Origin of the sequence: Plantibacter sp. VKM Ac-2880, assembly GCF_015351235.1 — a bacterium.
Taxonomy (GTDB): domain Bacteria; phylum Actinomycetota; class Actinomycetes; order Actinomycetales; family Microbacteriaceae; genus Plantibacter.
Window position 1 is genome coordinate 1,081,179 of sequence record NZ_JADKSJ010000002.1, and the last position, 22,946, is coordinate 1,104,124.

A 22,946-nucleotide genomic window follows, 5' to 3' on the forward strand; every position below is an offset into this window, starting at 1 on the left:
CGTGGATAAGCTCAAGATGCACTCCTCCGACCTGACCGAAAAAAACGTCGATCTGATCGCCGAACTCTTCCCGACAACCGTCACCGAGTCCATGGACGCTGAAGGAATACCGCAGCGTGCGATCGACTTTGACGCGCTCCGGCAGGAGCTCTCCAGCGAGGTTGTCGTCGTCGAGGGCGCGCAGGAGCGCTACCAGCTCGACTGGCCAGGAAAGCGCGCCGCCGCATTCGCGGCCAACGCGCCGATCACGAAGACGCTCCGGCCGGTGCGGGAAGAATCTGTCGATTTCGACACGACGAAGAACCTCTTCATCGAGGGCGACAATCTCGAGGCGCTCAAACTTCTCCAGGAGTCCTACCTCGGCAAGATCCAGGCGATCTTTATTGATCCCCCCTACAACACGGGAAACGACTTCATCTATAACGACAGCTTTGGCGTGACGACGCGCGAGTACATGGAACGATCTGGCCAAATCGGAACTGATGGCGAGAGGTTTGTCACCAATACAGAATCATCAGGGAGGCTCCACTCCAATTGGCTAAGCATGATCTACTCGCGACTAAAGCTGTCGCGAAATCTCCTGCGCGCAACGGGCGTCCTGTTCGTCACCATCGGAGACGCCGAGTCCGCAAACCTTCGTCGCGTTCTCGACGAAATCTTCGGCGAGAAGAACTTCGTCGCGAACATCGTCTGGCAATCACGAACCTCTATCTCGGATGACCTAGAGGTGTCACCCAACCACAACCACGTCCTTGTCTACTCACGAGACCGAGACCATCTCGCCTTCTGGGGTGAGCCGCTGAGAGAGGATGAGTACACGAACCCCGATGGCGACCCGAGAGGGCCTTGGAAGCTGGTTCCCCTCGATGCCAATAAGCCCGGTGGAGACACACACTACGCGGTGGAGAACCCTGAAACGGGTCAGAGCTTCTGGCCACCGCAGGGCCGTTCTTGGGCGATAAACCCTCGTTCGATGCGTGCGCTGATGGACGATGGGCGGATCAAATTCGGGCTACGCGGCGACAGTGCTCCAAAACGCAAGCTCTTCCTCGCAGAACGGAACGAGCGCGGCGATACACGAACGCCTAGCTCGATCCTTATCGATGCCGGGACAACGAAAAGCGGCAGTGAAGAGGTCGCCAGACTCTTCGGTCAGAAGGGAGTGTTCGACTACCCCAAGCCCACAGCGCTCGTACGACGCCTCCTGAGTTATGCAACGTTAGGCACCAAAGACGCTATAGTGCTCGACTTCTTCGCCGGATCAGGTACTACCGCTCAGGCGGTTCTTGAGTTAAACCTGTTAGATCAGGGAACGCGTGCTTTTATCCTTGTCCAGATGCCGGAGACGACCGCGCCGGAGTCAGCGGCAGCAAAGCTAGGATATGCAACGATTCCTGCGGTCGCGCGGCAAAGAATTCGCCTTGCTAGCGATGTTCTAGCGTCGACTGTCGATAGCGCGGACGTCGACACAGGATTCCGCTCGCTCAGAATTGACACAACCAACATGGTCGACCTCCAGGTGGGCCCCGATGACCTGGTACAGGCATCACTCGCTGGTGCAGTCGGGAGCGTAAAGTCCGATCGAACAGATGAAGACCTGCTTTTCCAGGTTTTGCTCGATTGGGGCCTAGACCTCAGCGAGCCAATCACCGTCGAGGGAGCGGGTGATCACCGTGTGCTCGCTGTCGCCGACGATGCGCTCATCGCGTGCTTTACTGACGAGGTCTCGCCCGAAGTGGTCCGCGCGATCGCGGAACGGCACCCGCTTCGAGCCGTCTTTAAGGACGCAGGTTTCGCTTCCGATGCTGCGCGGATCAATGCCGAGCAGATCTTTCGGGAACTATCTCCCGAGACAGATCTGCGCACGATATAGATAGCCGGCCGATGACACCCACTGAATCTTCTGCAATTCTGGATTACCTCGTCACTGATTGGACGAACGAGGTCGTCGAGTTCAGAACGGCCAGCGCCAGGCACTCAACGGATAAACACGGCGAACCCTCCTCGTCGACGCAGAGCCGGCTGGCGCTGAAACAAGACGTGAAGCGGTCCATCGACCAGGGACTCACGCGCCGTGGAGTCCATGAGGGCGAGCACACGGCCTTGAGGGTTGTGCCCGCGGACATTCCAGCTGCACCAGCCAGGCGAGGTTTCATCGGTCGGCACACCGCCCGGATAGAGATAACTGAAGATCGGCGAACATGGATAATAATAGGGCATATCGCGCCACTCGCTGACAACGCGCATCATCCGAAACAACAGATGGGTAAGTACTGCTCAGCACCGTGGAGAAGTTTGGCGAGCCCTTGCTCCCGATGAGCTTAAGCTCCGTTCGTTTGGGTTATGTTCCATCCGAAACGTCTAGAATTACCCGAATCAAACCGAAGTGGCTAACTCGATGAAACTCCAATTCAAGCTCCAGCAGTATCAGACCGAAGCGGTCAACGCCGTCGTCGACGTCTTCGCCGGGCAGCCGTTCGCCGATGGCGTGAGGTACCGCGTCGACCCGGGTAGGGATATCGCACCGACCCTACTCGACGACGCAGGGCTGCGAAACACGGCGATCTCGATTCCTGCTCCGCAGTTGCTGAAGAACGTGCATGCAGTCCAAAAGGAGCGCGGGCTGCCCCTAGCAAAGACCCTTGTGGCCTCGCCGGCTGCGCCGATCAACCTAGACGTCGAGATGGAAACCGGCACCGGCAAGACGTACGTCTATATCAAGACGATCATGGAGCTGCACAAGCGGTACGGCTGGTCGAAGTACATCGTTGTCGTGCCGACCATCGCGATCCGGGAAGGCGTGAAGAAATCCTTCGACGTCACCGCCGACCACTTCCAGCAGCTTTACGGCACGAAGCCGCGAACGTTCGTCTACAATTCGTCTCGGCTGCACGAGCTGGAGCGATTCTCATCGAATGCCGGGGTGCAGGTGATGATCATCAACACTCAGGCGTTCAATGCGACCGGCAAAGACGCTCGCCGCATCTCCGCGGTGCTCGACGACTTCCAGTCCCGAAAGCCGATCGATGTCATCGCTGCGAACCGGCCGATCCTGATCGTCGATGAGCCTCAGAAGATCGAAGGCGACGGCAAGAAGGCATCGAAGTCCCTGACCGCGCTGGGCATGTTCAACGCACTCTTCGCAGTCCGGTACTCGGCCACGCACAAGATCGACCGCACGAAAGTGCACCGGCTGGACGCGCTCGATGCCTACAACCAGAAGCTCGTGAAGAAGATTGCTGTGCGCGGCATCACGGTGAAGGGACTCGCGGGTAGTACCGCCTACCTGTACGTCGACGGGCTCGAAATAGGCAACGGGGCTGACTTCCCGAAGGCGCGCGTAGAGCTCGAGGTGCAGACCGCGACGGGGATCCGGCGCCAGGTCAAGCGACTTTCGCAGGGCATGAACCTACACGACCTGTCGAACGGGATCGAGGCATACAAGGGCATTTTCGTCCGCGTCGTTGATGCTAACCAGGACATAATCGAGCTGAGCAACGGCGACGTTATAACGGCCGGTCAGATTACGCACGATGTCACGGACGATGCCAAGCGGCGCATCCAGATTCGAGAAGTGATCCGCGCGCACCTCGCCAAGGAGCGGGAGCTCTACGCGCAGGGTGTAAAGGTGCTTTCGTTGTTCTTCATCGACGAAGTGGCCAAATACCGCGACTACACGCGCGAAGACACGCTCGGGGAGTACGCACGCGTCTTCGAGGATGAGTATAGGGCACTGGTCGCCGACCAGCTCGAGCAGCTCGATCTTGAAGAGGGATCCGAGCGGTATCGCGCGCACCTCGAGTCGATCTCGGTCAGGGAGACTCACCAGGGTTACTTCTCCATCGACAAGAGGTCCGGGCATTCCATCGATGGTTCGGTGAAGAAGACCGGGGAGACCGCAGGGCAGTCGGACGATGTGGCCGCTTACGACCTCATTCTTAAAGACAAGGAACGGCTGCTGTCATTCGACGAGCCGGTGCGGTTCATCTGGTCGCACTCTGCCCTGCGCGAGGGCTGGGACAGCCCTAACGTCTTCGTTATGGGAATGCTCAAGAAGAGCGACAACACCACGACGAGGCGGCAGGAGATCGGTCGAGGGCTGCGTCTGTCGGTAGACCAGCACGGCGAGCGTATGGACAACCACGTGACTGTGCACGACATCAATGAGCTCACGGTTGTAACCGACGAGTCGTACACCGAGTTTGTTACCGCGCTGCAGAAGGAGATCGCTGCGTCGCTCAGCGCCCGGCCACGGAAAGCGACTCCTGAGTTCTTCGCGGGCAAGATTGTCGAGGATCCAACGACCGCGGAGAAGGTTCCGATCACCGAAGACCAAGCCAAGCAACTCCAGTTCTGGCTTACCACAAACGGCTTCATCGACTACGAACAGCACCTCACCGACAAGTGGGTCAACCGAGCCGACATCGAGATGCCCTCTATGCCCGCAGGGCTCGACGAGTACCATTATCAGGTCGCCGAGCTAATCGATTCGTTGCACCTCGATATTCCTGCACCGGTCGATGGACGGAAGCCGAAAAAGGTCCCGCTCAACGAAGCGAACTTTCACAAGCATGAGTTTCAGGAACTGTGGCGCCGCATCAACCACAAGGCCGTCTACCAGGTCGAGTTCGACTCGACAGAACTCATCGGCAAGTGCATTCACGCGCTTGATAAGGCGCTGAACGTCACCGTCATGCAATACGTGGTCCGAAAGGGCGTACAGCTCGCCGCCCTCGACGCTGGCCAGCTCGAGGCCGGCGACGGGTTCAAGGTCTCCACCACCAAGGTCGAGGAGTCTGCTCTATCAGCCGGCTCAACCGTGAAATATGACTTGCTCGGCGAGATCGCAGACAAGACCCACCTGACCCGACGCACGTGTGCAGCAATACTCACCGGGGCATCCCCAGAGACGTTCGCAAAGTTCAAGCAAAACCCTGAGCAGTTCATCACCGAGGCAGCCCGGATCATCAATGAGCAGAAGGCAACGGTGATAGTCGAACACCTCGCATACGATCCTCTCGACGACCGCTATGACGACTCGATATTCACCGAGAGTCAAACAGCGCAAGACCTGTCGAAGGCAGGCGACAAGCTGAACAAGAGCGTCTACGAGTACGTGGTTACGGACTCCAAAGTGGAACGGTCGTTCGTCACTGAACTCGACACGAGCGACGAAGTCGTCGTGTACTCAAAACTGCCGCGCGGGTTCTTCATCCCCACCCCGGTCGGTGACTACAACCCAGACTGGGCAATCGCCTTCCGCGAGGGAAGCGTCAAACACGTGTACTTCATCGCGGAGACGAAAGGCTCTATGTCGACGCTCCAGCTCAAGGGAATCGAGCAGGCCAAGGTCGAGTGTGCGAGGAGGTTCTTTGCCTCGATCAACTCCAGGCCCGACAATGCTGGCGTGAAGTACGACGTCGTTGACTCATACGATTCTCTCCTTCAGCTCGTCGGGGCCTGAAAGGGCGTCGTTTACAAGACCATTGTCCCAGGCAGCGCAGCCCGGACGCGCAAACCGCTCGTTTCGCAGCATGTAGGGGAGAACCTACCAGTCAGGCAGCGACCCATCCGACTCGTGGTCCGAATGCGACCCAGCATGCCGACCACATGGTGCCCGCGGCACCGAAACCCGACTATCGCCAGCGAGAATCGAGGACCCCAGCCTCATGCCTAGGTCGATTCCCTGAATCGCTCACCTCCGCTCCACATCCAACAACGCATCCACCGACCCGACCTCCGCAACGAGCGCATCCCACCCACGCTCCCCCGCGACCGCGGCCTCGCCGTCGGTGAGCAACCGCAGTGTCCGCACGTGCCCGACCACCTGGCCGGCCTCGTTCCGGATATCGTCGAACGACGCTCCCCAGCGCGACGGCGTCACCAGAAGCGCTGAGATCGCCGTCCCGTTGAGGAACGGTGTCCCGTTACGCCACGGCGCGAGCACCGGTGGCACCCGACGGTTGGTCGCGATCTCGTTGATCACGATGCGCAGCGCGACCATCGCGGCACCCTGCTGACCGTCGACGATCTCCACCGCGAGCTCGATCCGCTCACCGGAGTCGGTCTCCAGCCGAGACACGCCGGATGTGAGGATCGTCACAGGCCCGTCCTCAGGTCGCTTCTCGATCACCATCACCGACCCACCGATGCGGTCCTTGAACACCACCGGATCCAAGCCCAGGGCATCGAAAATGTGGAGCGGGAAGGCGTTTTCGCCCGGGACGAGAGGGACATCGTTGCTCATGCGGCGAGCCTAACGAAGCCAACGATTGTTGGGCAGGCCCCGTTTGCAGGCACGACACACAGCGTTGTGGGTGGGCACCATCGCATCGGGCGCCCGTCCACCCCTGCCCCTAGGCGCGCGCCGTCGGTACGGTGGAACCAACGCCGCAGAGAGGTCCCACGCGCATGTCGTCTTCGAACCAGCCGCCCGCCCAGAACCAGCCCTACCCGCTGCCCGTGCCAGGCCCGGCTCCCGTCAAGACCGGCAAGCGCGGCAACGGACTCGGCATCGCCGCCCTCATCGTCGGAGGGTTCGCGCTCATCGGGGCGTTCATCCCGATCCTCAACTACGTGGCAGGGTTCGTCGGGCTCGTCGGCCTCGTGCTCGGCATCGTCGCCCTGTGCCTGAAGAACCGGCAGAAGGGCTTCGCCGTCGCCGGCACGATCGTCTCGGCCATCGCGATCGTGCTGAGCATCATTCTCGCGATCACCTATACGGCCGGGTTCGCCGGGCTCGTCAGCGACGCTGTGAAGACCGCGAAAGCAGAGTCCTCCGAGGCCGCCAACAAGGAGGTGTCGGTCGTCTACGAGGTCAACGGCACCGCCACCGACGCCTCCATCGTCTACTCCACCTACACAGCGGGCACCAACGGGACCGAGCAGGCGACGGGCCAGGCGCTCCCCTTCATCAAGGAACTCACCGTCACAGCGGGGAGCGACACCGACTTCACGGCGTTCTCCCTCATCGCGACCAACGGCGCCGAGGACACCGGCTCCGTCAGCTGCAAGATCACCGTCGACGGCGATGTGGTCGCCGAGCAGACCTCGACGGGCGCGGACGCATCGGTGTCATGCTCCGCGTCCGGTGTGGATGGGCTGACGGAGAACAAGTAGCGCGGATGGCTACCCGCGCAGCACACCGGCCTGCTCGACAGCCGGCGCCGGCGGCCCGAGTCGAGGGCTCCCGCTGCCGGTGTCGCCTCCCCCGACCCGGTTGCTCCGTTCGGTGAGGCTGACCAGAGCGAGGTGCTGATCCGCCGTCCAACAGACCAACCTTCCCTTGTGGTCCTTGGTGCGGCCGAGGATGCCGGCCTCGGCGAGCTGCACCAGCGCTCGATGCGCCGCACCCGGAGACACCTCGTGCTGGACAGCCACCGTCTCGATGGTCAACACCGGGTCCGTCGCGAGCGCATCGAGGATCTTCAAGATCACGGCGTCGCTCCGCGGGACAGCCGGCTTGATTCCGCTGTCTTCACGGAAGCGGATCAGGTCCGCACGCACGCGGATGTCGAGCCGTTCGATGTCTTCCGAGAGACGCACGGCGTTGCCAGCGGCCAGCTCCGCAGCTTCCGCGAAGCCGACGATCCAGTCATCGAGGCGCGACGGGATGTCTCGATACGCCGTCAGCCCCGCGATGTAGCGATCAGTGTCGCCTGCGAACACCGTGCTGATCGGAATGAGGGTGTTCCGCAACGCATCGGCCCGACGAAGGACGGTGTGGATGAGCGCTCGACCGGTTCTTCCGTTGCCATCGATGAAGGGGTGGATCGTCTCGAACTGCGCGTGAGCGATCGCGGCGCGAACGACCGGGTTCCCCGAGGTCGCCGTGACGAATCGAGCGAGGTCATCGACCAGCCGACCGACCTCTTCCGGTGGCGGTGGCACGAACTCGGCACGCAGCGGACTCCAGCCTGGCCCACCCACCCAGTTCTGCTCGGCTCTCAAGCCAGGTCGTAGGCGCGGTTCGATGATGTGCTGCAGGCGCTCGATGCCTGAGGTGGTCACCGCGCGGCCCCGGTCGCCCAGCTCCGCGATCGCCTGCTCGGTGGCTCGCACGTTCGCGACGACGTCGAGCGCGACCCGGGTGCCCCGCTCGAGGAGCTCGGCGATGGCGAGCTTCTTCGGGGTCACACTGTTCCCCTCGATCCACGACGAGGAAATGCTCTCAGAACGGATCAACAGGTGGTTGAGGAATCGACCTCGTGGCCCGATTCGTTCGTCGGCGCGAGCCAACACCGCCAGAGCATCCTCGGCCGCCTGACGCGCCGCTGGGCCGATGTCGGGCAGCCCCTCGCCGAGCAGGCCGGGAACGAATGCCCGGTAGCGGCCCGGCGCGCGGTCCTTGCGCCCGAGATGGGAGCTGTCCTCCGGGTTCCAGAGCAGGTCGACGTAGTGCGCCATGCAGTGCCTCCTGACGTCGATGAACTCAAAACACGATCTCTCTTAGAGACCATAAAGTAAATATACCACCGTCCTCATCACCGCTAGGGGATACCCCCTCCTGAAACTTGGTGGCGTGCCCTACATTGGGACTGTTGTCCCCCACAGTGCGGACATCAGACTGAACACACAGGGGGCCTCACGGCGTGAACCTGACTTCGCCGCCTGCCCGCTGAACGTCCCGCCGGTGCAAGCCCTCTCCGAAAGCACCTCGATGACGCTTGTCCCCCAGCAGCCCGGGCACATCCCCGCCGGTTGGTACCCGAATCCGCAGCGCCCCGGCCAGCAGCAGTACTGGGACGGCGCCGCCTGGACGACGGCCGTCGCACCACTCGCTCCGACCGGGCCGATGCCCATGGTTCCCGCAACGCAGCAGTACGGAGCGCCCGCAGCCCCGAACGCCTACGCACCCATGCCGTACAACAACCAGCCGTACCCGGCACCGGTCCCGTACGCCCGTCCGCTCAAGGAGAGCGGAACCGGCTACCTGCTGGCGATCCTCCTCGGCGGCTTCGGCGCGCACCAGTTCTATCTGGGCAACGTCGGCGCCGGCATCGGGTTCATCGCCCTTTGGTGGGGCGGCTGGGCGTTGAGCGCGATCGGCATCGGCTTCATCGCGATCCTCGCCGCCTTCGTCTGGTGGATCGTCGACCTCTGCACCATGCAGTCCCAGGTCGACTCCGCCAACCGACGCCTCATCGCGTACCCGTACTGACCCGCGTCGGCGCCCGACTCGCGCCCAGCGCGCAGACGCGACGCCTCTCCGACTCCCTCCCCCAGCGCCACCGACCGACGCCAGCACGTCGGCCGTCCACACCGCAGAAAGGCACCACCACCATGTCCTACCCCGAGCAGCCTCCGTCGCCGCAGGAGCCCTACGGTCAGCAGCCGTACGGCCAGGCACCCCAGGGCCAGCAGCCCTACGGCCAGGCACCTTATGGCCAGCCCGGTTTCGGTCAGCAGACCCCGCCGCCCGCGAAGACCGGCAACGGCCTCGGCCTCGCCGCCCTCATCATCGGCGTCGTCGCGCTCGTCGGTGCGTTCATCCCCTTCGTCAACTTCGTCTCCGGTTTCATCGCCTTCGTAGGCCTCGTGCTCGGTGTCATCGCGCTCTTCCTGAAGAACAAGTCGAAGGGCCTCGCCATCGCGGGCACGGTCCTGTCCCTCGTCGCGATGATCCTCAGCATCGTCCTCGCCATCACCTACACCGCCGGGTTCGCCGGCGCCGTGAGCGAGGGCATCAAGACCGCGCAGGCCGAGTCGTCCGCCGAAGCCGACCGCGACGTCACCGTGGTCTACGAGGTGACCGGCACCTCGACCGCCGCCTCGATCACCTACATGACGTTCACCGATGAGAACAGCGGCACCGAGCAGGCCAACGACCAGGCGCTTCCCTTCACCAAGGAGTTCACCATCAAGGCCGGTGGCACCTTCGACTACAGCTCGTTCTACGTCCTCGCCATGAACGGCGCCGACGACGCGGGTGAGATCTCCTGCAAGATCACCGTCGACGGGAAGGTGCTCGCCGAGAACACCTCCACCGGTGCGTACGCGTCGGCCTCCTGCTCCGCCTCGAGCATGGACCTCAACGAGTAGCAGGCCCGATCACCGTTCTCCGAGACCCCATCGATCCGCTTCGGCCGATCGGTGGGGTCTCGTCGTCGAGCTGGTGCGCACGAGCGCGCGGAGGCCTCAGGCTTTGAAGACGCTGACCTCGACCGGCGTCGGGTTCTGGAGCAGGTCGAGGACGGGGCAGTGCGCGTCGACCGCGGCACGCAGCTCCTGGTAGCGGTCCTCGGTCTCAGGGCCGGTGATGGTGATGTTCAACCGGATCGTCGAGAACCCTGCCCGCACCTCGTCGGTGATCCCGAAGAGGTTGCGCACGTCGAGGTCACCCTCGGCATCGACGCTGATGTCGTCGACCTGGATGCCCAGCGCACTCGCGTAGAGGCGGTAGACCACGATCTGGCAGGAAATCAGCGCCCCGAGCGCGAACTCCACCGGGCTCGCCGCCACGTCGTCTCCCGCCAGCGCGGCCGGCTCGTCGACGAAGAAGCGGTGCTTGCCTGCGGTGATCGCACTCGCGACCGAACCCTCCCCTGTGCCCGAGACGCGGTAGGTGAGCGCTGCGCTCGACGGCGCGGAAGCGATCCGCTCGGACCAGGATGAGCCGGCAGCGGCCAGACGCTCGGCGCGCTCGCTTGCGGAGACGGTCGGGACGGCGGCGAGGTCGTTCGTGAGGAGAGTCATGCGGACAGTGTCGGCGGACTCGAGGCCGGCCACCAGCCCACATCGTCACAACTCGTCACGGAGGGCGCGGAGACCGTCCGCGACCGAGCGGACACGCTCACGCAGCGGCTCTCAGCCGAAGCAAGAACCGATCACAGCGCACCGAAGATCGCGTACCGGATCATGGCTGGGATCAGCAGAACGATCCCACCTGCGACCGCGCGCGCGAGACAGATACGGAAGACGACGTCGACGACACCGACACCGGCCAGCAGGAAGATCGTGCGGGTTCGGAACGGAGCCGGATACTCCGGCGCGTAGACCCGAGAGGTCGACAGTGGCGACGAGGCAGCGTGCGGCATGGAACTCCGATCCGTGAAGGCGATCGGGCCAGTGTGCCGCAGGACTGCAGATCTTCCTATCCTTCTCTCACCCAACCAAAATGACCCTGTCGGGCCTGTGAGCGGGTCGGAGTTTCATTCAGTACCGAGTCTCCAAAGCAGGGTTGAGCGAGAGGTGGAATCCGACCACCACGACGACGATCCCCGCAATCACGACCGCTACGAGCAGCATTCCTCTCACGCCCGATCGCGGGCGTGTTGCGCAGACACCTGCGGCGACCGCTACGGCCGCAAGGAGGAGCACCGTGAGGAGTAGGCCCGGCAGATCGAGCTCGAGAATCCGACAGTTCATCGGATAGGACTCTTGGCAACCGCCCTCGAAGGTCGACTCGAGCAGCAGGATGAGGGCGATGTAGAGGGCGGTCAGGCCGAGGACCGCCAAGACGGCGGGTTGTCGGACGGTGCGAGTCAGCGTGTGCATGCCTGCCCTTCGACAAGCTCAGGGACCGGGGACGGACCAGTCACGGGACTGCCCTTCGACCCACTCAGGGACCGGCAGCCGTCTCACATCGAGAGGCGGCGGACCAGTTCCTCGACGGTGGAGAACTCGATCGTCTCGCCACCCTCTTCGTCGTCGTCATCGTCGTCGTCCGCCTCGACCTCGACGGCCTCGAATGCGAGGTCGGCGTCGAGCTGCACGAGCACCGAGCTATCGGGGAACTGCTTCGGCGCGTCGAACGACAGCAGCACGGCGTCGATGAAGACGATCACGGAGCGCAGCACGAGGTCCTCGCGGAGCTCGGCGGTCTCGACGACCTCGTCCAGCTCGTCGGACTCCTCGATCTCCGACACCACGCGGTCGAGCAGCACCTTCCACTCCGCAGCCGGAATGGACAACACCCGCTGGGCCAGGTCGGCGAGCGCCGCCGGCTCCGGCTCGACTTCCTGCTCCTCGGGCTCGGGGTCGACGTTGAGCATGACCTCGGCGTCGATCGCGTCGAAGCGGGCGAGCCCGTAGACGAACGTGTCCTCCACCTCGGGCGAGGCGACGAGGCCCCGACGCGTGAGTTCTTCGGCCAGGGCAGTCAGCGATGCAGTCATGCGCGCCAGGCTATCGCGCCCGGGTGAACGGAGGTGGAACGGGTGTCACCGGCCCCTGCGATGATCGCGGTATGCCCTTCGCAGACGAGCTCCTCGGCGCCGCGGTCGCGCGCAACCTGACGCGCTCGTTGCGGGAGGCCGCTCCGGACCGTCCGTTCGACACTGTCGCCGACGCGGCCGAGCGCCTCGACGGCCTCGCCCTCCGCGAGCGCGCCGACCTGCTGCGCGACGCACTGCTCGCGGACGTCCCCGGCGACTACGCGACACTCGCCGGCGTCGTCCGCTCCGCCCAGGCTTCGAACCCCGTGTTCACCGGCTGGCTCATCTGGCCGGTGACGAGCGCGGTCGCGGTTCGCGGGGCCGAAGAGGGAACGTCCGAGGCCTTCGACGACGCCATGCGACTCCTCGCCGAACTCACCGAGCGCCTCAGCTCCGAGTTCGCCATCCGCACCCTGCTCCGCCACGACCTCGACCGTGCGCTCGCCATCGTCCTCGACTGGACCGCCTCCGACAACGACCACGTCCGCCGCCTCGCCAGCGAAGGCACCCGCCCCTACCTGCCGTGGGCCGTGCGCGTGCGAGAGATCGTCGCGAACCCGGGCATCACCGTGCCGATCCTCGGCGCCCTCTACCGCGACCCGAGCGAGTACGTGCGCCGGTCCGTCGCCAACCACCTCAACGACCTCAGCCGCGACGAGCCCGAGCTCGTCGTCGCGACCGCGAACCGCTGGCTCGCCGACCCTGACACCAACACTCCGGCGCTCGTCCGGCACGCGCTGCGCACCCTCGTGAAGCGCGGCGACCCGGGCGCACTGGGAGCCCTCGGCTTCGGTGCAGCAACGACCGAGGTGGAGGGGTTCGGGCTCGAGAGCGCACATGTTCCGTTCGGTGGAACCGTCAGCTTCGTCGCCACCGTTCGCAACACCGGCGCCGAGGCCGCCCGCCTCGCGATCGACTACGTCGTCCACCACCAGAAGGCGAACGGCTCGCAGACGACGAAGACGTTCAAACTCACGACGACCGAGTTGGCCCCCGGCGAGCACATCCTGCTCTCCCGCGAGCACTCGTTCCGCGCGATCACCACCCGCCGCTACCACCCGGGCGCCCACGGCATCGCGCTCCAGGTGAACGGGATCGCGACCGAGCCGCTGGCGTTCGAGCTGCTGCCTCCGGTGGAGTGAGGCGGCGGTCAAGGCAGCCGAGTCCATCGAACGACCGGACGACCGGACGACCGGACGACCGGCGCCGATCATCGCGGTTGAATGCCCGCTGGGAATCGCCGAGCGCAGGAATGCCCCACCCCGCCGGAACCGTTCCCCTGAACATGACAACCATCGGAATCATCGGTTCAGGAAACATCGGCTCTCAGCTCGCACGCCTCACGGTGGCGCAGGGTCACGACGTCATCGTGTCCAACTCGCGCGGACCGGAGACGCTCGCAAGCCTCGTCTCGGAGCTCGGCGAACACGCCACCGCAGGCACCGCCCTCGACGCGGCCGAGCGTGGCGACATCGTCATCGTCACCATCCCGCTGCACGCGATCGACACCGTCCCCGTCGCACCGCTCGTCGGCAAGGTCGTCATCGACACGAACAACTACTACCCCGAGCGCGACGGCCACATCGCCGAGCTCGACGAGGAGACGACCACCACGGCCGAGATGCTGCAGGCGCACCTTCCCGAGTCGAAGGTCGTGAAGGCGTTCAACCACATCTACGCCGCCGACCTCACCACCAAGGGCAAGCCGTCCGGCACCCCCAACCGCCGTGCCCTCGTCATCGCCGGTGACGACGCCGACGCGAAGGCCACCGTCGCCGCACTCATCGACTCCTTCGGCTTCGAGCCGCTCGACATCGGCGCTCTCTCCGAGGGATGGCGCATCCAGCGCGACACCCCCGGCTACGGCCCGGACGTCGACGCCGACAAGCTGCGCGAACTCGTCGCCGAGGCCAAGCGCTACCGCGACATGTAAGTCACGCCACATCGCGAATCGCCCTGACCCGCCCCGAGCTGCTGCTCGGATCGCGGATCAGGGCGATTCGTCGTTCAAGCCCAGTCCTGCGAGAGCAGGGCGTCGCCGACCGCCCACCCAGCCCCGAAGAGCACAGCAGTCCAGCCGGAGAGTGAGAGCGCGTCGCGCGAGCCATCGCTGAGCTTGTCCGCATCGCTACTCGCGTGGATGATCTGCAGCAGAGCGCCGACCAGCAGCAGCATCGGCGCGACTGCGGGCAGGACCTTCCATCCGTACACCACCGCGAGGCTCCCGATCACGAGGATGATCAACGTCGGCGCGCTCGTGAGCGCAAGGACGAGGAAGGCCCGACCCCGCCAGCTCGGCCGACGTGCGTAGTTCATGCTTCCGACGAGCACGACCACCACAGCGAGTGCGAGCAGGACGAACCAGATGAGTTCTTGAAGAGCCACCGTTGGAGGCTAGCGGGATCAGTCCGAGTCGGCCCGCCACTCGAGGAGGAGCGGCGCCTCCTCGAAGCCAGCACGGCGGTAGAGCGACGCGCCGGCCGCGTTCGAGCTGACGGAGACTCTGCCGATGTCGCGAGCGCGCGCCGCGTCGAGCAGGCCGTCGACCAGCCGGCTGGCGATGCCTCGGCCGCGGAACTCGGGGCGGACGAAGACGCTCTGGACATCGCCCGTGAGGCGGCGGAGCGCGCCGATGTTCGGGGCGCGGGAGAACACGACCAGCCACGCCATCCCGACGACCTGATCATCGATCACGGCCACCAGGCACACACGGGAGTCGGGGTCGACGGCGATCCACGAGACGAGATCATGGGCGAACAGGGCCCGCTCCCAGTCGGCGAGCGGGGCGTCGGGAGGCGACATCGCCAGCTTGAGCTCGGCCAGCCCGGCGGCATCGGCCGGCGTCGCGACGCGGATCTCGACCTCGGGTTCCATGCGACGAGTGTGGCATGGGCCGGTGTCATCGAAGGGGCGGCGGGTGGGCCGGGGGCGCCCTTCGACAGGCTCAGGGACCGAGGTGGTTGGGTTTCCGGCGCGGGTGGGCCGAGAGCGCGGACCCCCTTCGACAAGCTCAGGGGGCGAGGAGGGCGAACCGGTCCAGGGCCGCACGCAGCACGGCGCTCTCCTCCGCTCCACCGTGGCCCTCGGCCTCGACGATCGTCAGCTCGCTCGCCGGCCACCGCTGGTGGAGGCGCCAGGCCGTCACGGCAGGTCCGCTGATGTCGCGGCGGCCGTGAACCAGCGCTCCGGGAATGTCGACGATCCGCTCCATCCGAGCGAGCACCGCTTGGTCGCTGGTGAGGAAGCCGTCGCGACTCCAGAAGTGGGTGACAAGCGTCGCGAACGCCTCCCGCGTGCGGGCATCGGCGAAGAGCTGGCCGACACGTTCCGGGCTGTCGAGCGACACGTGCGCGCTCTCCCACCGGTCCCATGCGCTTGCGGCAGCGGCTCGCTCGGCCACATCACCCTCGCGCAACCGCCGCGCGTAGGCCTCGATGACGCGCTCGCCATCCCGACGCCCGCTGTCGCGCTCGAACCGCGCCCACTCCTCCGGGAACACGCGGCCGACACCCTCGGTGATCCAGTCGACCTCCTCACGGCTCGTCGTCGTCACCGCGACGAGCCCCAGCGCGATCACGCGGTCAGGATGCTCCTGCGCATACGCCAGCGCAAGGGTCGTGCCCCACGAGACACCCGCCACCACCCAGCGCTCCACCCCCATCGCCTCACGAACCTGCTCGATGTCGGCGATCAACCGCTGGGTCGTGTGCTCGTCGAGCCGATCGCGCGCATCGAGGATGTTCGGCAGGCTCTTGCCACTCCCCCGCTGGTCGATCCCGATCAGCCGGTAGCGCGACAGGTCGAAGTGCGAGCGATACCACCCGGAGCCGAGCGAACCGCCAGGGCCTCCGTGCAGCCAGAGGGCAGGAACGCCGTCGGGGACACCGGACTCCTCCCAGAAGATCGACGCGCCGCCCTCGACCTCGACGAATCCGGTGGCGTGCGGGCCGGGCTGCTCATCAGTCATCCGAGCCACGCTACACAGCTCGCGTGGCGAATACCGGGAAGCCCGTCGATCAGCGCAGCGACCGGAGCTCCGCGTGCGGAGAGAGCCCGTCCGTAGACTGGGCGCCCATGGGGGAGACGAACGAGATGACGCCAGGGTCCAAGCAGGTGTGGATCGTCGCCGGAGCACTGATGATCGGGTCGGTCCTGCTCGGCCCGCTCCTGCAGGTGGGGTCGTACCTCGGGCCGACCGGAAGCCTCCTCTCGACCCTGCTCATCGTCGTGTCGATGATCATGTTCGCGATCGGCTCGGAGCGTTCCACCAGCGTGACCGCGAGGCGACCGTTCGGCACCGCGGCGCTGATCGGCCTCGCCGTGTGGACGGCGGTCAGCACACCCGTGCTCGACGCCCTGGCCGCCCCGCCCGGCCGCGGCTCCATGATCGGGTTCGGATACGTCGACCTGGTCATCACGTTCGTGCTGGCCGCGATCGCCACCACGCAGATCGCCCGCGCCGGGATCGTGCCCCGCCCGTGGCACCTCGCACCCCTCTGGGTGCTCGTCGCTGCGGCTGCAGCGCGGGTCGTGCAGCTGGTCGTCGTCGTCGCGGCAGGGCCCGACGCGTCGCGGTTCGCACCGTTCCTCTCGATCCTCGACGGACTCGGCGGGGTCGTCGCCCCGGTCTTCCTCGGGATCATCGCGATCATGCTCGCGAGCCGGGACGTGGGCGTCGCAGCGGCCCGCAGGGAGCGGGAGTCGTAGGCTGTCGGGAATCGACCTCGGGGGACGTCACATGCATCGACGCATTGCCGCTGGAATCGCAGCGGTGACCTTGGCCGTCGGGCTCAGCGCGTGCGCGGCCTCGGGTCAGAGCTACGCGGACCTGGAACGCGACCAGACCGATCAGGACCGACTCCCGGCGAGCACGCCCGGCGGCGGAAGCGACGATCCACTCGTGATCGACGTCGATTCGACGCGGCTCGTCGCGGTGCAGGGCGACACGGAGATCTTCCTGGCGTCGGCGACCGAGCAGGGGCAACCCCGCATCTGCATCATCGTGTTCGCCGCGACCGAGCCGTTCCGCGCCTGCGGCGACGGCGACCAAGTGACCATGAGCGACAGCGTCAACAGTTACACGGTGCTCTCCGATGCCGTCGTCGACACGCAGCTCGACCCCGATGAAGGGTGGACGAAGATCAGCGAGAACGTCTTCACCCACCCGGTCGAACCGACGACGAGCGACACGCAGTAGCGGGGGCGGCGGGCGGTAATCGCGGGGCGCCCTTCGACAAGCTCAGGGACCGACGGGGCGAGTTGGTCGGGCACGCTTCGTTCACACGGGGCGCCCTTCGACAAGCTCAGGGACCGAGGGGGCGGCGTGGTCGGATGGAGCCGGGCCCAGAGGTGGGCCCTTCGACAAGCTCAGGGACCGAGGGGGCGGGGTGGTCGGATGCAGCCGGGCCCAGAGGTGGGCCCTTCGACAAGCTCAGGGACCGACGGGGCGAGTTGGTCGGGCACCGTCGCGTTCGAGCAGAGCGACCCTCGACAAGCGGGCGACGCTAGGAGACGAGACGCTCGCGCAGACGGTCGCCGGCGGGGGTTGGACTGATCGTCGCCCAGACCTCGTCGAGGGAGAGGTCGAGCACCTCGGCGATCGCGGCGATCGTCGAGAAGGCCGGCGTCGCGACGCGACCGGACTCGATCTTCCGCAGCGTCTCCGGCGAGAGCCCGGCGTCGAGCGCGATGTCGAGCATCGACCGCTCGCCACGGGCCTCACGCAGAAGCGCACCGAGGCGCTGACCGCGTTCGACGTCGGTGGGGGTGAGCGGGAGGCGGACCATGCGCCCAGTGTAGTACGGGATAGTTTGACCGGTATAGTTATTGGTCGGGTGCCGTGAGTGGCACGAACACCGCCGCACCGCACACGCAGCACACCGATGGAAGGGCCCCGCATGATCGAGATCTTCACCCCCACCGAGGTCGCGAAGGCCCGTCGCACCGGCGAACTCGTCGCGAACATCCTCCACACGCTGAAGCACCGCGTCACGATCGGTACGAACCTCCTTGAGATCGACCGCTGGGCGAAGGCGATGATCCTCGAGGCCGGCGCTGTCTCCTGCTACGTCGACTACGCACCATCCTTCGGGCGCGGACCCTTCGGCCACTACATCTGCACCGCCGTGAACGACGCCGTCCTGCACGGCCTCCCCCGCGACTACGCGCTCGCCGACGGTGACCTCCTCACCCTCGACCTCGCCGTCCTCCTCGACGGCATCGCCGCGGACTCCGCGATCAGCTTCGTCGTCGGCACCGCGAAGCCGGAGGACCTCTCGCTCATCGAGACCACCGAGCGCGCCCTCGCCGCCGGCATCGCCGCCGCCAAGCCGGGTGCGAAGATCGGCGACATCTCCTTCGCGATCGGCACCGTGCTGAGCGGCGCCGGTTACCCGATCAACATGGACTTCGGCGGACACGGCATCGGCACGACCATGCACCAGGACCCGCACGTCTCGAACGACGGTCGCGCCGGCCGCGGCTACAAGCTGCGCCCCGGTCTGCTCCTCGCGATCGAGCCGTGGGTGATGGTCGACACCGACAAGCTCGTCACCGACGCCGACGGCTGGACGCTCCGCAGCGTCACCGGCAGCCGCACCGCCCACAGCGAGCACACCATCGCGATCACCGAGGACGGCGCCGAGATCATGACGCTGCCGACCGTCACGTTCTGAGCACCTCAAGGTCTGCCGAGCGCGCTCGACCGGCCCGGCGGACCGTGTTTAGGCTGGTGGAATGACCGACGATCGCCGCACAGTCCTCCGGGGCCGGTACCTGAGCCTCGGCTTCGGGGAGCTGTTCGCTGCCGTCGTGTTCATCGGCGTCGCATTCGTCTCGGTACTGCCGTTGCTCGAACGCCCGAGCGATGCGCTCGCGTTCTGGTCGGCGCTCGTCCCCCTGTTGGTGATCCTCGTGCAGGCCGGCGTCTACTGGCTGCTCGCCCGGCGGTGGGTCAAGCAGGGCACGATGCCTCGCGGGTTGGCCTCCGTCTATCGCGGGTTCCGCGTGCTCGACGCCGTCCTCCTGCTGGCAGGGCTCGTCGGCATCGTCGTCTGGTTCCCCGCCCACCCCTTCGCGGCGATCGGCATCCCGTTCGTCTGGCTGCTGGGCGTCATCGAGTACCTGAACTACTTCGTCGTCCGCCTCGCCTACCCGCCGTCCGTTTGGTTCCAGCGGATCGGCGAGTGGCGCACGCCCCGACTCATGCAGGATGTGCGGGCCGCACACGCGAGCTGACGATCACCGAGCCTGGCGAAGCCCGTCGACCCACTGGGCGAAGGTCTGCACGCCGCGCTGGGCGTCGGGTCCGGCGAGGGTCGTGCCGTCGCGCATCGCCTTGCCGAAGCCGCCCGGCAACGGGATCTCGACGACCGGGCCGCGCACGCCCTGTGCTGCCGTGTACGCCTTGACCATCGCGGACATGCGGAGCTCTTCCGGGCCGGCGAGGTCGGCCGGACGACCCTGAGGCTCCCCCTCCGCCAGCTCCACCAGGCGACCGGCGACTTCGCGCGCGGCGACCGGCTGCGACGTCATCGTCGGCACCATCGTGACCGGCCCGAACCGGAACCGCTCGACCATCTGTTGCGCGAACTCGTGGAACTGCGTCGCCCGGAGGATCGTCCACGGGATCCGCCCCGTGCTCACCAGCTCCTCCTGCACGGCCTTGCCGGCGTAGTAACCGAACGGAGCGCGATCGCTCCCGACGATCGACAGCGCCACGTGATGCGGCACACCGACCGCACCCTCGGCGTCGAGCAGAGTGCGGGTGACCCCACCGAAGAACTCGCGGGACTTCGCTGCGGACTGGGTGGCCGTCGACGTCACGTCGATGACGACGTCAGCCGCTTCCAGCTGCTGGGCGAGCCCTGCCCCGGACACGAGATCGACGCCCGTCGCACGAGACAGGCTGACCACCCGATGTCCGCGCTCCTCGGCCACGGCTACGACGTGCCGCCCGACCATCCCGTTGCCCCCGGCGACGACGATCTTCATCCGACTCTCCCCTGTATTCGACGGATGTCACTCTATCGGCGGGAGGAAACAGCCGTTCTCGACCGTGATCCGCAGTCGGTCCCCGCCCTCCCCCGCCTCGCGCTCGACGATGATGGCGTCGTCCTGCACCTGTGTCGACAACCGCATCTGCCCCGACGGCGGTTCGCGCAGCTCCGCCCTGAACTCGTCGGAGCTGTCCGAGAGGGCGAGCGGCGGGGCATAGGTGTGGACGATGTCCTGGAACACGGCACGACTCGTGCCGGCCGGCAGCTCGAGTACGGCACTCATGCGCGCGAGCTTCGTCGGACGTCCGGAGGGCGACAGGCTCGTGCAGGGCGCCTCCGACGCCTCGGGCGAGAACGCAAGCGGCAGACCACCGGTCGCGAGCTGGGCGACACGCCCCAGGGCCATGCCGGCTGCCTGAAACACCGCGTCCCTTGTGGGGAGCTGGTCATCGAATCGGGGCTCCCGCGGATCGACCTGCAGGCCCGGTGTGCCTGAGGTGGGCGGGGCTGCGGTCGGCAACTGCCGGACCGTTCCCACCCATCCGGCACAGGAGACGAAGAGGAACACCATCACTCCGAGCTGCACCACCACGGCCACGACGATCGCGATGACCGGACGGCGCCCGAGCCGGGCCCGTCCGCCCGCTATCGGCGGTCCGCCCGGGATGTCGCTCGTCGTCTCGTCGGGGGTCATGTCCACGCGTGCTCCTGTCGCCGGCTCCGCACCTCGACGAAGCCCGTCGTGATGCTGCAGGCGACGGTAGTGACGGTGGTCGATCCGGGCTGCCGACACCCGTCGGTCACCCGATCGCACCGAACCTCGGGCGGCCTGTGGAGCAGGCTCGAGGTCGACGGACCAGAGCACCGCCGGCGCTATCCCGCGATCAACCCGGCCGCCACGTTCGCGACGGCGTGGACGATGGCACCCGGGACGAAGCTGCCGGTCTTGTGGCGGAGCCAGCCCAGCAACCAGCCGGCAGCGAACTGCACGGGGATGACCGGCCAGGTGCGGAGGTCGACCGCCAGCAGCAGGAGGTGCGGCAGGATGAACAGCGTCGCCTGGAGCAGGTTGCCCCACCAGAACCCGAGCCGTCTCATGAAGACACCGCCCAGCAGGCCGCGGAACAGCACCTCCTCGCCCACCGCGCGGAGGACCACACCCACGCCCACCGCGACCGAGGTGAGCCGGGCGACGGACACCCCTGGCGTGTCGAGCACCTCCGCCGGGATCGCCACGATCGCCAACCAGCCCGCGACCAGCAGCGGCACCAGCAGGACCGCAGCCCACGCGTACCCGGAGGGAGCGCCCCACACGACACCGAGCCGCTGTCGCGCCATGGCGAAGGAGCTTCCCGCTCGGCGCGACTGCACGATCAGGTAGATGACGGCCGGGATGCAGAAGACCACGAACTCGACCATGGTTCGACCCTAACGAACGATCACCAGGAACACAGGTGATCGCCCGGATCTCCTAGAAGTGCGTCCGCAGGAAGGGCGCCTGCTCGGTCGCGAACGCGAGATCCAGTGCGCGCACGGCCTCCGGCGAGCCGGTGATGAGTCCAGCTTCGGCGAGCGCCGACACCCGCGGGCCACCGAGGAGGACGGCCGAGAGTTCGTTGATCGTGAGTCGTACCGAGTCGGTGTCAGTGTCGCCGCCCGATTCCGGGACGTCGCCGAGGCGCTCGACGACCGCAGCCCCGCGCTCGTCGATGCGGAGGACGAAGCGCCCGCCCGTGAGGTCGAGCGGGTCGACGACGTCGAGCACGTGCTCGCGCGGCGTCGACGGTCCGGGCACGGTGAAGCGACGAGCGCCGAGGACGGTTGGCACGTCCACGATGCGGAGCCACAGGGAATCGGCTCGCGCCGTGGTCTTGACGGCCCGACGGTCGACCAGTCGCCACGGCATTGCCTCGTCGGCCGGCGACTGCTGGAAGGTGACCTTCGTCGTGAGACTGATCCCCGTGAGGTGCCGCCACAGCGCGTAGCGGGCTTCAGGCGTGGTGGCGACGAGGTCGTCGACGACGATCGTCCCCCACTCCTCGCCCACGCGGTACAGCGCATAGCCCTGCGGTTCGCCGTCGGCATCGTCATAGCGGAGCGCGAGCGTGTCGCCCTCGCCATGGCTGAAGTGCCGGATGGTCACCTCGCGCAGGGCCTGCTTCCACCAGGCGACGCCGCGGTCGATGTCGCCGGCGCCACGCGAGCGTTCGAAGAGCTCGGGGGCGACGATCGCGAGCGAGCGCGGGTCAAGGGTGTGGACGCGGCCGGTGGGCGGTGCGCTCCGCCACGCGACGCGCTTCGGGTCGACCTCGTGCGTGAACTCCCACGTCGCCGGCGCGAAACCGTAGCGACCGTAGATGGTGGCCTCGCTCGCCGTGAGTGCGACGACCGCGGCACCCGTCGCCTGCGCGTGGTGGAGGCGGTTCTCCATGAGCGACCGGGCGATACCGCGGCGCTCGTGGGACGTGGAGACGGTGACCTCCGTGATCGCCAGCGCACGGACGGTGCCGTCGGGGATGGAGAGCGCGGTCGGGAAGGACCCGAGCGTGGCGACGGGGACCAGCGGTTCGGCCGCGGTGTCGTCGTAGACGCCGATGATGGAGCTGCCGACGAGGAGCCCACGACGCTCGGCGCGCACCGCGACGTCGGTTTCGGGCTTCGAGAGGAAGCCACGGGAGGCCGCGCCCCACCACAGGTCGAGGGCAGCGTGGTCCGTGTGGTCGAGCTCGACGGTGCGCAGGTTCATGCGACCAGCCTATGGGGAGGGGTCCGCCCTTCGACAGGCTCAGGGACC

The 22,946-nt window shown here is 66.4% G+C and carries 25 protein-coding genes; 11 read left to right on the plus strand and 14 right to left on the minus strand.

Annotation, left to right across the window (positions count from 1 at the left end; all coding sequences use genetic code 11):
• Position 1: 1 nt before the first annotated feature.
• Both ITJ57_RS17115 and ITJ57_RS17120 read left to right on the plus strand, forming a co-directional pair.
• Positions 2-1,873, plus strand: a complete 1,872-nt coding sequence (locus tag ITJ57_RS17115) for a site-specific DNA-methyltransferase (RefSeq protein WP_370582473.1) — start codon at positions 2-4, stop codon at positions 1,871-1,873.
• 525 nt (positions 1,874-2,398) lie between these two features.
• Positions 2,399-5,464, plus strand: coding sequence for a type III restriction-modification system endonuclease (locus ITJ57_RS17120; RefSeq protein WP_194671203.1), 3,066 nt, complete (start codon positions 2,399-2,401; stop codon positions 5,462-5,464).
• Between the two features lie 231 nt (positions 5,465-5,695).
• Here ITJ57_RS17120 and ITJ57_RS17125 read toward each other — a convergent pair whose 3' ends face one another.
• Positions 5,696-6,247, minus strand: a complete 552-nt coding sequence (locus ITJ57_RS17125; protein WP_194671204.1) for a suppressor of fused domain protein — start codon at positions 6,245-6,247, stop codon at positions 5,696-5,698.
• Positions 6,248-6,411: 164 nt separating this feature from the next.
• Between ITJ57_RS17125 and ITJ57_RS17130 the strand changes: the two genes are divergently transcribed.
• A complete protein-coding gene (locus tag ITJ57_RS17130; protein WP_194671205.1) occupies positions 6,412-7,119 on the plus strand; it encodes an MmpS family transport accessory protein in 708 nt (235 codons plus the stop codon).
• A 9-nt stretch (positions 7,120-7,128) separates the two neighbouring features.
• Here ITJ57_RS17130 and ITJ57_RS17135 read toward each other — a convergent pair whose 3' ends face one another.
• The gene (locus ITJ57_RS17135) at positions 7,129-8,406 is read right to left on the minus strand and encodes a Fic family protein (protein WP_194671206.1); all 1,278 of its coding nucleotides are present in this window, start codon (positions 8,404-8,406) and stop codon (positions 7,129-7,131) included.
• A 253-nt stretch (positions 8,407-8,659) separates the two neighbouring features.
• Between ITJ57_RS17135 and ITJ57_RS17140 the strand changes: the two genes are divergently transcribed.
• Both ITJ57_RS17140 and ITJ57_RS17145 read left to right on the plus strand, forming a co-directional pair.
• On the plus strand, positions 8,660-9,160 hold the full coding sequence (locus ITJ57_RS17140) for a DUF2510 domain-containing protein (RefSeq protein WP_194671207.1): 501 nt from the start codon (positions 8,660-8,662) through the stop codon (positions 9,158-9,160).
• Between the two features lie 122 nt (positions 9,161-9,282).
• The gene (locus ITJ57_RS17145; protein ID WP_194671208.1) at positions 9,283-10,041 is read left to right on the plus strand and encodes an MmpS family transport accessory protein; all 759 of its coding nucleotides are present in this window, start codon (positions 9,283-9,285) and stop codon (positions 10,039-10,041) included.
• A gap of 96 nt (positions 10,042-10,137) precedes the next feature.
• Here ITJ57_RS17145 and ITJ57_RS17150 read toward each other — a convergent pair whose 3' ends face one another.
• From ITJ57_RS17150 to ITJ57_RS17165, 4 genes are all read right to left on the minus strand, one after another.
• A complete protein-coding gene (locus tag ITJ57_RS17150) occupies positions 10,138-10,695 on the minus strand; it encodes an OsmC family protein (protein ID WP_194671209.1) in 558 nt (185 codons plus the stop codon).
• 131 nt (positions 10,696-10,826) lie between these two features.
• Positions 10,827-11,036 carry a hypothetical protein gene (locus ITJ57_RS17155; protein WP_194671210.1) on the minus strand — a complete coding sequence of 70 codons (210 nt, stop codon included), beginning with the start codon at positions 11,034-11,036 and terminating at the stop codon, positions 10,827-10,829.
• Between the two features lie 118 nt (positions 11,037-11,154).
• Complete coding sequence (locus tag ITJ57_RS17160; protein ID WP_194671211.1) at positions 11,155-11,496, minus strand: hypothetical protein; 342 nt, start codon at positions 11,494-11,496, stop codon at positions 11,155-11,157.
• Positions 11,497-11,579: 83 nt separating this feature from the next.
• Positions 11,580-12,116, minus strand: coding sequence for a cytochrome C5 (locus ITJ57_RS17165; protein WP_194671212.1), 537 nt, complete (start codon positions 12,114-12,116; stop codon positions 11,580-11,582).
• A gap of 71 nt (positions 12,117-12,187) precedes the next feature.
• Between ITJ57_RS17165 and ITJ57_RS17170 the strand changes: the two genes are divergently transcribed.
• Together ITJ57_RS17170 and ITJ57_RS17175 are read left to right on the plus strand one after the other, a co-directional pair.
• On the plus strand, positions 12,188-13,297 hold the full coding sequence (locus ITJ57_RS17170) for a DNA alkylation repair protein (protein WP_194671213.1): 1,110 nt from the start codon (positions 12,188-12,190) through the stop codon (positions 13,295-13,297).
• Positions 13,298-13,440: 143 nt separating this feature from the next.
• The gene (locus ITJ57_RS17175) at positions 13,441-14,088 is read left to right on the plus strand and encodes an NADPH-dependent F420 reductase (RefSeq protein ID WP_194671214.1); all 648 of its coding nucleotides are present in this window, start codon (positions 13,441-13,443) and stop codon (positions 14,086-14,088) included.
• Positions 14,089-14,162: 74 nt separating this feature from the next.
• Here ITJ57_RS17175 and ITJ57_RS17180 read toward each other — a convergent pair whose 3' ends face one another.
• The 3 genes from ITJ57_RS17180 to ITJ57_RS17190 form a co-directional block, all read right to left on the minus strand.
• A complete protein-coding gene (locus tag ITJ57_RS17180; protein ID WP_194671215.1) occupies positions 14,163-14,540 on the minus strand; it encodes a hypothetical protein in 378 nt (125 codons plus the stop codon).
• 18 nt (positions 14,541-14,558) lie between these two features.
• Positions 14,559-15,029 (minus strand): GNAT family N-acetyltransferase, encoded by a 471-nt coding sequence (locus ITJ57_RS17185; RefSeq protein ID WP_194671216.1) that lies wholly within the window; start codon positions 15,027-15,029, stop codon positions 14,559-14,561.
• Positions 15,030-15,165: 136 nt separating this feature from the next.
• A complete protein-coding gene (locus tag ITJ57_RS17190; protein ID WP_194671217.1) occupies positions 15,166-16,122 on the minus strand; it encodes an alpha/beta fold hydrolase in 957 nt (318 codons plus the stop codon).
• 107 nt (positions 16,123-16,229) lie between these two features.
• Between ITJ57_RS17190 and ITJ57_RS17195 the strand changes: the two genes are divergently transcribed.
• Both ITJ57_RS17195 and ITJ57_RS17200 read left to right on the plus strand, forming a co-directional pair.
• Complete coding sequence (locus ITJ57_RS17195; protein ID WP_194671218.1) at positions 16,230-16,862, plus strand: hypothetical protein; 633 nt, start codon at positions 16,230-16,232, stop codon at positions 16,860-16,862.
• Between the two features lie 64 nt (positions 16,863-16,926).
• Positions 16,927-17,352, plus strand: coding sequence for a hypothetical protein (locus ITJ57_RS17200; RefSeq protein ID WP_194671219.1), 426 nt, complete (start codon positions 16,927-16,929; stop codon positions 17,350-17,352).
• Between the two features lie 307 nt (positions 17,353-17,659).
• On the opposite strand, the gene ITJ57_RS17205 is transcribed toward ITJ57_RS17200, so the two are convergent.
• On the minus strand, positions 17,660-17,941 hold the full coding sequence (locus ITJ57_RS17205; RefSeq protein ID WP_194671220.1) for a helix-turn-helix domain-containing protein: 282 nt from the start codon (positions 17,939-17,941) through the stop codon (positions 17,660-17,662).
• A 111-nt stretch (positions 17,942-18,052) separates the two neighbouring features.
• Here ITJ57_RS17205 and map point away from each other — a divergent pair, with 111 nt between their 5' ends.
• Both map and ITJ57_RS17215 read left to right on the plus strand, forming a co-directional pair.
• Complete coding sequence (gene map, locus ITJ57_RS17210) at positions 18,053-18,829, plus strand: type I methionyl aminopeptidase (protein WP_194671221.1); 777 nt, start codon at positions 18,053-18,055, stop codon at positions 18,827-18,829.
• A gap of 61 nt (positions 18,830-18,890) precedes the next feature.
• Complete coding sequence (locus ITJ57_RS17215) at positions 18,891-19,391, plus strand: hypothetical protein (protein WP_194671222.1); 501 nt, start codon at positions 18,891-18,893, stop codon at positions 19,389-19,391.
• A gap of 3 nt (positions 19,392-19,394) precedes the next feature.
• Here ITJ57_RS17215 and ITJ57_RS17220 read toward each other — a convergent pair whose 3' ends face one another.
• The 4 genes from ITJ57_RS17220 to ITJ57_RS17235 form a co-directional block, all read right to left on the minus strand.
• Positions 19,395-20,147, minus strand: a complete 753-nt coding sequence (locus ITJ57_RS17220; RefSeq protein ID WP_194671223.1) for an SDR family oxidoreductase — start codon at positions 20,145-20,147, stop codon at positions 19,395-19,397.
• 27 nt (positions 20,148-20,174) lie between these two features.
• The gene (locus ITJ57_RS17225; RefSeq protein WP_194671224.1) at positions 20,175-20,852 is read right to left on the minus strand and encodes a hypothetical protein; all 678 of its coding nucleotides are present in this window, start codon (positions 20,850-20,852) and stop codon (positions 20,175-20,177) included.
• A gap of 173 nt (positions 20,853-21,025) precedes the next feature.
• Positions 21,026-21,571, minus strand: coding sequence for a CPBP family intramembrane glutamic endopeptidase (locus ITJ57_RS17230; protein WP_194671225.1), 546 nt, complete (start codon positions 21,569-21,571; stop codon positions 21,026-21,028).
• 52 nt (positions 21,572-21,623) lie between these two features.
• Entirely contained in the window at positions 21,624-22,898 is a 1,275-nt protein-coding gene (locus ITJ57_RS17235; protein ID WP_194671226.1) for a GNAT family N-acetyltransferase, read from the minus strand.
• Between the last annotated feature and the right edge of the window lie 48 nt (positions 22,899-22,946).